Annotated in this window: 8 protein-coding genes; 5 read left to right on the forward strand and 3 right to left on the reverse strand. The window is 69.4% G+C overall.

Annotated features, from left to right (window positions below):
* Position 1 precedes the first annotated feature (1 nt).
* Positions 2-1,177, reverse strand: coding sequence for an aminotransferase class V-fold PLP-dependent enzyme (locus VH914_10870; protein ID HEX4491699.1), 1,176 nt, complete (start codon positions 1,175-1,177; stop codon positions 2-4).
* 142 nt (positions 1,178-1,319) lie between these two features.
* Here VH914_10870 and sufC point away from each other — a divergent pair, with 142 nt between their 5' ends.
* From sufC to VH914_10895, 5 genes are all read left to right on the forward strand, one after another.
* Positions 1,320-2,084, forward strand: coding sequence for a Fe-S cluster assembly ATPase SufC (gene sufC / locus VH914_10875; protein HEX4491700.1), 765 nt, complete (start codon positions 1,320-1,322; stop codon positions 2,082-2,084).
* Between the two features lie 82 nt (positions 2,085-2,166).
* Entirely contained in the window at positions 2,167-3,405 is a 1,239-nt protein-coding gene (locus tag VH914_10880) for a SufS family cysteine desulfurase (GenBank protein ID HEX4491701.1), read from the forward strand.
* 21 nt (positions 3,406-3,426) lie between these two features.
* On the forward strand, positions 3,427-3,900 hold the full coding sequence (locus VH914_10885; GenBank protein HEX4491702.1) for an SUF system NifU family Fe-S cluster assembly protein: 474 nt from the start codon (positions 3,427-3,429) through the stop codon (positions 3,898-3,900).
* A gap of 193 nt (positions 3,901-4,093) precedes the next feature.
* The gene (locus VH914_10890) at positions 4,094-4,270 is read left to right on the forward strand and encodes a hypothetical protein (GenBank protein ID HEX4491703.1); all 177 of its coding nucleotides are present in this window, start codon (positions 4,094-4,096) and stop codon (positions 4,268-4,270) included.
* Positions 4,271-4,363: 93 nt separating this feature from the next.
* Positions 4,364-5,359 (forward strand): L,D-transpeptidase family protein, encoded by a 996-nt coding sequence (locus tag VH914_10895; GenBank protein HEX4491704.1) that lies wholly within the window; start codon positions 4,364-4,366, stop codon positions 5,357-5,359.
* Between the two features lie 19 nt (positions 5,360-5,378).
* Here VH914_10895 and VH914_10900 read toward each other — a convergent pair whose 3' ends face one another.
* On the reverse strand, positions 5,379-6,557 hold the full coding sequence (locus VH914_10900) for an MBL fold metallo-hydrolase (protein ID HEX4491705.1): 1,179 nt from the start codon (positions 6,555-6,557) through the stop codon (positions 5,379-5,381).
* Between the two features lie 31 nt (positions 6,558-6,588).
* Positions 6,589-7,836: wax ester/triacylglycerol synthase family O-acyltransferase (locus VH914_10905; protein HEX4491706.1), on the reverse strand; the 1,248-nt coding region annotated here is incomplete at its 5' end.

Consider the following 7,836-nt stretch of genomic DNA (forward strand, 5'->3'; position numbering starts at 1 on the left):
GCTACGAGGTTCCCGCGATCTCCGCGATCGCGGCGAGCAGCGCGTCGACGTCGTCTTCGTTCGTGTGGCGCACGACGCCCGCGCGCACGACGCCGCCGCGCGCCCGCAGACCGAGCGCGTCGATCAGTTCGCACGCGTAGTTGTCACCGCTCCACACCGCGATGCGCCGCCGACCAAGCTCCTCCGCAACCGAGAGCGCCGCGCGCTCGCCGACGTTGAAGATCGTCGTCGGCGCGCGCCCTTCGGCGTTCGGCGGTCCGTAGACGGTGACGCCCGGCACCGCGCGCAGACCGTGTTCGAGCCGCTCGAGCAGTGCGGCCTCCGACGCGGTCACCGCCGGCCACGGCTGCTCGTTCATGAACTTCGCCGCGCCGCCGACCCCCGCCATCACCTCGAACTGGCCTGTGCCCGTCTCCCACCGCTCGGGCCCGTCGTAGTCGGCGGGGCGCACGCGGTAGGGCTCGACGCCGCGCAGCAGTTCCGGCTGGAGCACCAGCACACCCGCGTGCGGCCCGTACCACTTGTAGGGCGACGTCACGAGGGAGTCGATTCCCCACCCGTTCACGTCGGTCGGGAGATGCGGTGCACGCGCGACCGCGTCGACATGGAGACGCGCGCCCGCGTCGTGCGTGAGCCGCACCGCGGTGCGCAGGTCCGGAGCAAAGCCGCTGAGGTTCGACGCGCCGGTGAGCGCGACCCATGCCACGCCGCCGCGGGCGAGCTCGCGCTCGAGGTCGGCGAGATCGAGCGTGCCATCGCGCGGATCGACGGGCAGGAGCGCGACCTCGGCGCCCGCGTCGCGCGCCGCGAACACCCAAGGGGTGATGTTCGAGTCGTGATCGAGCTGCGTGCACACGATCCGCTCGCCGCCGTTCCACGTGCGTGCGAGCGAGCGCGTGTAGTGGAACACCAGCGCGGTCGAGCTCGCGCCGAAGATCACCTGCTCGCCCGCGGCACCGAGGAACCGCCCGACCTCCTCGCGCACCTCGGCCACCATCGCCGTCGTCTGCTCGCTCGCGGCGAAGGTGCCGCCGACGTTCGCGGGCGCAGGGCTCGTCAGGTAGTCCTGCATCGCCGCGATCGAGGTGTCGACCGGCAGGGTTCCGGCCGGTCCGTCGAAGCGCACCCAACCGTCGGCCAGGCCCGGGAAGCGGTGCCGCACGTCGAGCGAGGTCATCTCCGGCAGTCTGCCGCGCCCGATCGCCGCATCCACCGCAACTGTGGCCCGAACCCGCCCTCTCCGGCGCTCCGAGGACACAGGTAGTCGCTCCCGCCCGCGGGATTTCCACTACGGCCGTAGTGTTATTACAATGGCGCCCATGGCGCCGCCCATCCTCGCCCTCGACGACCTCCACGTGCGCGTGGCCGAGCGGGAGATCCTCCGGGGTGTCTCGCTCGCGGTCGGACCCGGCGAGATCCACGCCCTGATGGGGCCGAACGGTTCGGGCAAGTCGACGCTGGCGAGCACGCTGATGGCGAGCCCGGCCTACGAGGTCACCGCCGGCCGCATCCTGCTGAAGGGCGAGGACGTGACCGCCCTGCCCGCCAACGAGCGGGCGGCCCGCGGTCTCTTCCTCGGCTTCCAGCACCCCGAGGCGATCCCCGGCGTGTCGGTCCTCAACTTCCTGCGCCAGGCGATGGCGACCCGCAAGGGCATCGACGACTTCTCGGTGCTCGAGGTCCGCATGAACCTGCTCGACTGGGCCAAGCGGCTCGGGATGGACCTGCGCTTCACCGAGCGCTACCTGAACGAAGGGTTCTCGGGCGGCGAGAAGAAGCGCAACGAGATCCTCCAGATGGCGCTCCTCCAGCCCGATGTCGCGGTGCTCGACGAGACCGACTCCGGTCTCGACATCGATGCGCTCGGCATCGTGAGCCGCGGCATCGAAGAGGTGCGCAAGGACCGGCCCGAGCTCGGCATCCTGCTGATCACGCACTATCAGCGCATCCTCGAGCACCTCGTGCCCGACCACGTGCACGTGCTGCTCGACGGCCGCGTCGTCGCCAACGGGGGACCCGAGCTCGCGCGTACCGTCGAGAACGAAGGTTTCGACGCCTTCCGCGCCGCGGCGGGTGCGAAATGAGCAGCGAGGCGCAGACCGAGCGCGCGGTCGGCATCGGCGCAACCCCTCACCGTGCGGATCGAGCGCCGGAGGTCGGAGCCGCATGAGCGCAGTTCTCGACGTCGCGCGCATCAAGCGCGACTTCCCGATCCTCCGGCGCGAGGTCGCGGGCAAGCGGCTCGTGTACCTCGACTCCGCGTCGTCGTCGCAGAAGCCCGAGTCGGTGCTCGCGGCGATGGACGACTGCTACCGGAACTACTACGCGAACATCCATCGCGGCGTCTACACGATCGCGGAGGAGTCGACCGCCGCGTTCGAAGCCGCCCGTGCGCGCGTCGCGTCGTTCATCAACGCACCGAAGTCGCGCGACGTCGTGTTCGTCCGCAACGCGACCGAGGCGATCAACCTCGTCGCGTACAGCTGGGGGCGCGCCAACCTGCACGAAGGCGACGTCGTCGTGCTCAGCCACATGGAACACCACGCGAACGTGGTGCCGTGGCACATCCTGGCCGCCGAGCGCGGCATCGAGCTGCGGTGGATCCCGATGACCGCCGACTACCAGCTCGATCTGACCGACCTCGACCGCCTGCTCGACGGCGCGTCGTTGCTCGGCATCTCCGCGATGTCGAACGTGCTCGGCACCATCAACGACATTCGGTTCCTCGCCGACGCCGCCCACGCGCGCGATGCGCTCGTGCTCGTCGACGCGTGCCAGTTCGTGCCGCACGCGCCCACCGACGTGCAGGCGTGGGACGCCGATTTCGTTGCGTTCTCGGCGCACAAGATGCTCGGGCCGAGCGGAATCGGCGCGCTGTGGGGTCGCGAGGAGCTGCTCGACGCGATGCCGCCGTTCCTCGGTGGCGGCGAGATGATCCGCGACGTTCGCCTCGACGGCTTCACGACGAACGAGCTGCCGTGGAAGTTCGAGGCCGGCACGCAGGCGATCGCCGAAGCGGTCGGCTTCGCGGCGGCGATCGACTACCTCGAGCAGCTCGGGATGCCGGCCGTACGCGAGCACGAGATGCGGCTCACGCGCTACATGCTCGACGGCCTGCGCGAGCACTTCCCCGACTCGCTCAAGGTGTACGGACCGCTCGACATCTCGGTGCGCGGCGGCGCCGTGTCGTTCCTGTTCGACGGCATCCACGCGCACGACGTGAGCCAGGTGCTCGACGGCGATGCCGTGTGCGTGCGGGCCGGCCACCACTGCGCCAAGCCGCTCATGCGGGAGCTCGGCGTGCCGGCGACGACCCGGGCCTCGACGTACGTCTACAACGACGAAGCCGACGTCGACGCGCTCGTCGAGTCGCTCGGACGAGCCCAACAATTCTTCACGGGATGACACAGGTTTAGGATCGAAGCGATGCCGGGCCTCGAAGACCTCTATCGAGAGATCATTCTCGACCATTACCGTTCGCCGCGAAACCGCGGTGAGCTGCCGGTACCGCCGGCGCGCAAGGTCGAGGGCTTCAACCCGCTGTGCGGCGACGAGGTCGTGCTCTACGTCGAGATCGACCCCGAGACCGACACGGTGCGCGACGTGAAGATCTCGGGTCAGGGTTGCTCGATCTCACAGGCCTCGACGTCGATGATGAGCGCGGCCGTGAAGGGCAAGTCGATCGACGAGGCGCGCAAGCTGATCCGCGCGTTCAAGGCGATGATGTCGATCCACGAGTCGAAGCTCGAAGGCGAGAGCGACGGCTCCGATCTCGCGGCCGACCTCGAAGGTGTACGGCTCGGCGATCTCGAGGCGTTGCAGGGCGTCGTGAAGTTCCCGGTGCGCATCAAGTGCGCGACCCTCGGTTGGAACACCTTCCAGCAGGCTCTCGACCAATGACTTCTGGTCGCGCTCGCTGCGCCCGCCGCTCCTGACGCCTCACTCGACCAGTCGGTCGTGCCGCCGGGCGACCCGACCGTTCCTGCGGGAACGGAGTCCAACTGTGACGAGGTTCACGGACTCGCAATCTCCGCGCGCGCGTTGGGGTACATACCAGCGGCTACCGTGAACGAACGAGGTAGGGAGGATCCCGATGAACCAGGACCGGATCGTTCATCTGATCGACGTGGCGCTCGAGAAGTTCGCGTCGCGTGATCTGATCGCGACCAACGAGGTCCTCGACGTCCTCCTCGATCTCCGCATCGCCGCGCTCGACGACGCCGCGTTGGAGCGGCTGCTCGAGCAGGAATCGCAGCCCACGCCTTCGTAAGCGGCCTTTCGGACGGGCTCTGCCTGTCCCCGGATCGGTGATCACCGTCCGGTAAAGTGCGGTCTCCCCGGCTGTCTGCAGGAACCCCTCGCCGTGCACAAGCGTCTGCGTCTGCTGATCGTGACGTCCTCGATCGTCGCGGCCTGCGCCGTGCTCGTCGGCGCGTACACGTACGTCTTCGGATTCGGCAGTGGCGGCAGCGCCGCGGCGGGCACGCTCCCGACGTTCGCACCCGCGCACGTGACCGCGTCGACCGCGAGCACCACCACGACGACGCGACCGATGCCGACGACGACGACGATCCCGGTGCAGCCGGAACCGCCGGCGAAGGCGATGCCGACCGCGGGCGGTCTGCACATCGGTGACCGCGGACCCACGGTGCTCGCGTACGAGCAGCGACTCGCGCAGCTGCACATCGACCCGGGTCCGATCGACGGTGTGTACGACTCCTCGACCGCGTACGCGGTGGACGCGGTCGAGAAGGTCGAGGGTCTGCCGCGCGACGGCGACATCGGCAACGCGGTGCAGGTCGCGCTCACGTTCTTCAAGTGGCCGAAGCCGTTGGCGCCGGCCGGCGCGCCGCCCGACCGAGTCGAGGTCTCACTCGACGGTCAGTACCTCGTCCTCTACGAGCACAACTGGATCAAGCAGATCGTCACGGTGTCGAGCGGCGGTGGGTACGCGTTCTGCGGCGGCGACTCCGGTTGTCAGTACGCGGTCACGCCGCCCGGTCAGTTCGCCTTCACGCACTACATCGACGGTTGGCGTACGTCGAAGCTCGGCCACCTCTACAAGCCGTTCTACTTCGACGGCGGCATCGCGATTCACGGCTACCCCGAGGTGCCGAACTACCCGGCCTCGCACGGCTGCGTGCGCATCCCGATGAAGGTCGCCGACTACTTCCACAACTACCTGCACGTCGGCATGCCCGTGTACGTCGTCGGCACCCCGTCGCACGCGTTGGGCGTGCGCCCGCCGACGCCGCGTACGACGACCACCACTGCGCCGGTCGCGCCCACGACCACCGCGAAGACGACACCGACGACGAAGAAGCCTCCGGCCACGCGGCCGACATCGCCCACGACGTAGCACCGGCAGCTGCGCTCGCTCAGCTGCGGGGCGCCACGCGGTAGTAGAGCTTTCCGTCGTCGGTCCACGCCTCGGCCTGGCCCGCGTGCTCGAGGTGTTGGAGATGGGCGAACGTCTCGCTCTCGGCCATCGTGCCCCAGTGCTTCTTCGGGAAGACCTCGTGCGAGAGGTCGACGACGCTCGCCGCACCGAGCGCGAGCGATGCCGCGCGCAGCTGCTCCATCCGTTCTTCGTGGTGACGCTTGATCGCGTCGACCCGGCCGGGCACGTCGTCGAACGGCACGCCGTGCGCGGGCAGCCCGAGCCGCACGCCGTCGAGCTGCGCGACGAGATCGAGCGTCGCGAGGTAGGAGCGCAACGAGTCGCCGTGACCCACGCCGGAGACGTGCGGCGTGATCGTCGGGAGCACGTGGTCACCCGCCAGCAGCGTGCCGGTCTCGGGATCGAAGAGACACAGATGGTCGACGGTGTGACCGGGCGTGTGCAGCACCTGCCACTCGCGACCCGCGAGGCGGAGATGCTCACCGTGGTGCACGCGCTGCGACGGCTCCGGCGGCGTGAAGAGCATGCGCAACGCGCGGATCATCACGCGGCGCTTGAACGGTGGTCCGGGATTCGTCGTGCCCCACGGTGTCGGCGTGCCCCACGGCTTCGACGTCGTCTCGGTCTCCGACGTGTCGTCGGGGATGACACCGCGCGCGTCCTCGTCGGCGATGGTCGGGATCTCGTCGGGGTGCACGTCGACCGACTGCGCGACGGCCGCAGCCTCGTGCTCGAGCCGGCGCGCTTCTCCCTCGCTCAGCGCGCGCTGCGCGCTCGGCCCTTTGACCGTCCAGGTCGAGAACGCGTGGTGCGTGACGATCGGCGCGCCCGCCTGCTTCGCGAGCCGGCCCGCGCCGCCGAAGTGGTCGGGATGCGAGTGCGTCACGATCACCGTGTGCACGTCGCGCATGCGGAAGCCCGCGGCCTTGAGTCGCTGCTTCAACGCCTTCCACGACTGCGGGCCGGGCAGACCGGGGTCGACGACGGCGACACCCTTGTCGTCGACGAGCCCGTACATGTTCACGTGACCGAGGCCCGGCATCCAGATCGGCAGCTGCATCCGCAGCACGCCGGGCGAAACCTCGGTGACCTCTTCCGACGCCGGCTCCTGCTCCTGGCGGGGCGGGCGCGTGGCTTTCGGTTGCGTATCGGTCACGCGTTGCAGGGTACCGAACGCCCGAATCCCACTACTCCCCCGCGACCTTGAGCATCTCGGCGAAGGCGTCTTCGATGCCGCCGGCCAGGACCTCGAGGTCGCTCGCGGCGTCGCGGTCGGCCCACAGGCCGAAGTGCATCGTGCCGTCGTACGAGAGGATGCCCACCACAATCGTGGTGTTGCGCGTCAAGGGAACGATCGGGAACGCCTCGATGAGCCGCGCACCGAGGAGGTAGAGCGGCTGCTGCGGACCGGGGACGTTCGTGACCACGAGGTTCACGAACGGCTGGCGGTGCATCACGCGGCCCGCGAGGCTCATGAGCGTGGGCGGCGCGTAGTCGCCGACGTTGAGAATGAGCCCCGCGCTGAGCGCCTGGCGCTTCTCCTTCAGGTCCGCCGTTTGCTCGGCGATCGCGTCGAGCCGCTCGACGGGGTGCGCGTCGTACACGGGCAGCGACACGAACATCGCCGAGATCTTGTTGCCGAGCGTTCCCGACTGATCGTCGGATCGCACCGACACCGGGATCAGCGCGCGCAGACTCAGCCCCTCGATGTCTTCGCCGCGCGTCGTGAGCAGGCGGCCGAGTCCGGCACCCACGCCCGCGAGCAACACGTCGTTGACGGTTCCGCCGAGTGCCGTGCGGATGATCTTCACGTCGGCCAGCGGGACGCGCACCACCGACAGCACGCGGTGCCGCCCGGTGTGCCCGTTGATCGACGTGCGCGGCGCGATGGAGTTGGTGTTCACCATCGTGCCGAGCGAACGGGTGAGCTCGGTCGCGCGCTCGATGGCCTGCCGCGGGCCGCGCAACAACGAACGGAACGATCGCAGGAACTCGCCGGGCTCCGTCGCGCGTTCGCGCAGCGTCTCGACGAGCAGCTGCGACGGACTCGGCGCGGGCTCCGGTGTCCAGTCCTCCACGACGGCCGGCACGTAGTCGGGACTCGGGTCGAGGAGGAGCGTCGCGACGTCGACACCGGACACGCCGTCGACCAGCGAGTGATGCGTCTTCTGGATCATCGCGACCTTGCCGTCTTCGAGACCCTCGACGAACCACAGCTCCCACAGCGGGCGCTCGCGGTCGAGCAGTTGCTCCTGCACGCGCGTCGTGAGCGCGATCAGCTGTTCCCACGACCCCGGCCTCGGCAACGCGGTGTGCCGCACGTGGTAGGTCATGTCGAGTCGCGTGTCGTCGACCCAGATCGGCCGGCCCTGGTCGTACGGGACCGCCATCAAGCGGCGGCGGAAGCGCGGCAGCAGCGAGAGACGCGAGCGCAC

The sequence above is a fragment of the Acidimicrobiia bacterium genome, assembly GCA_036271555.1.
Classification (GTDB): Bacteria; Actinomycetota; Acidimicrobiia; order IMCC26256; family PALSA-610; genus DATBAK01.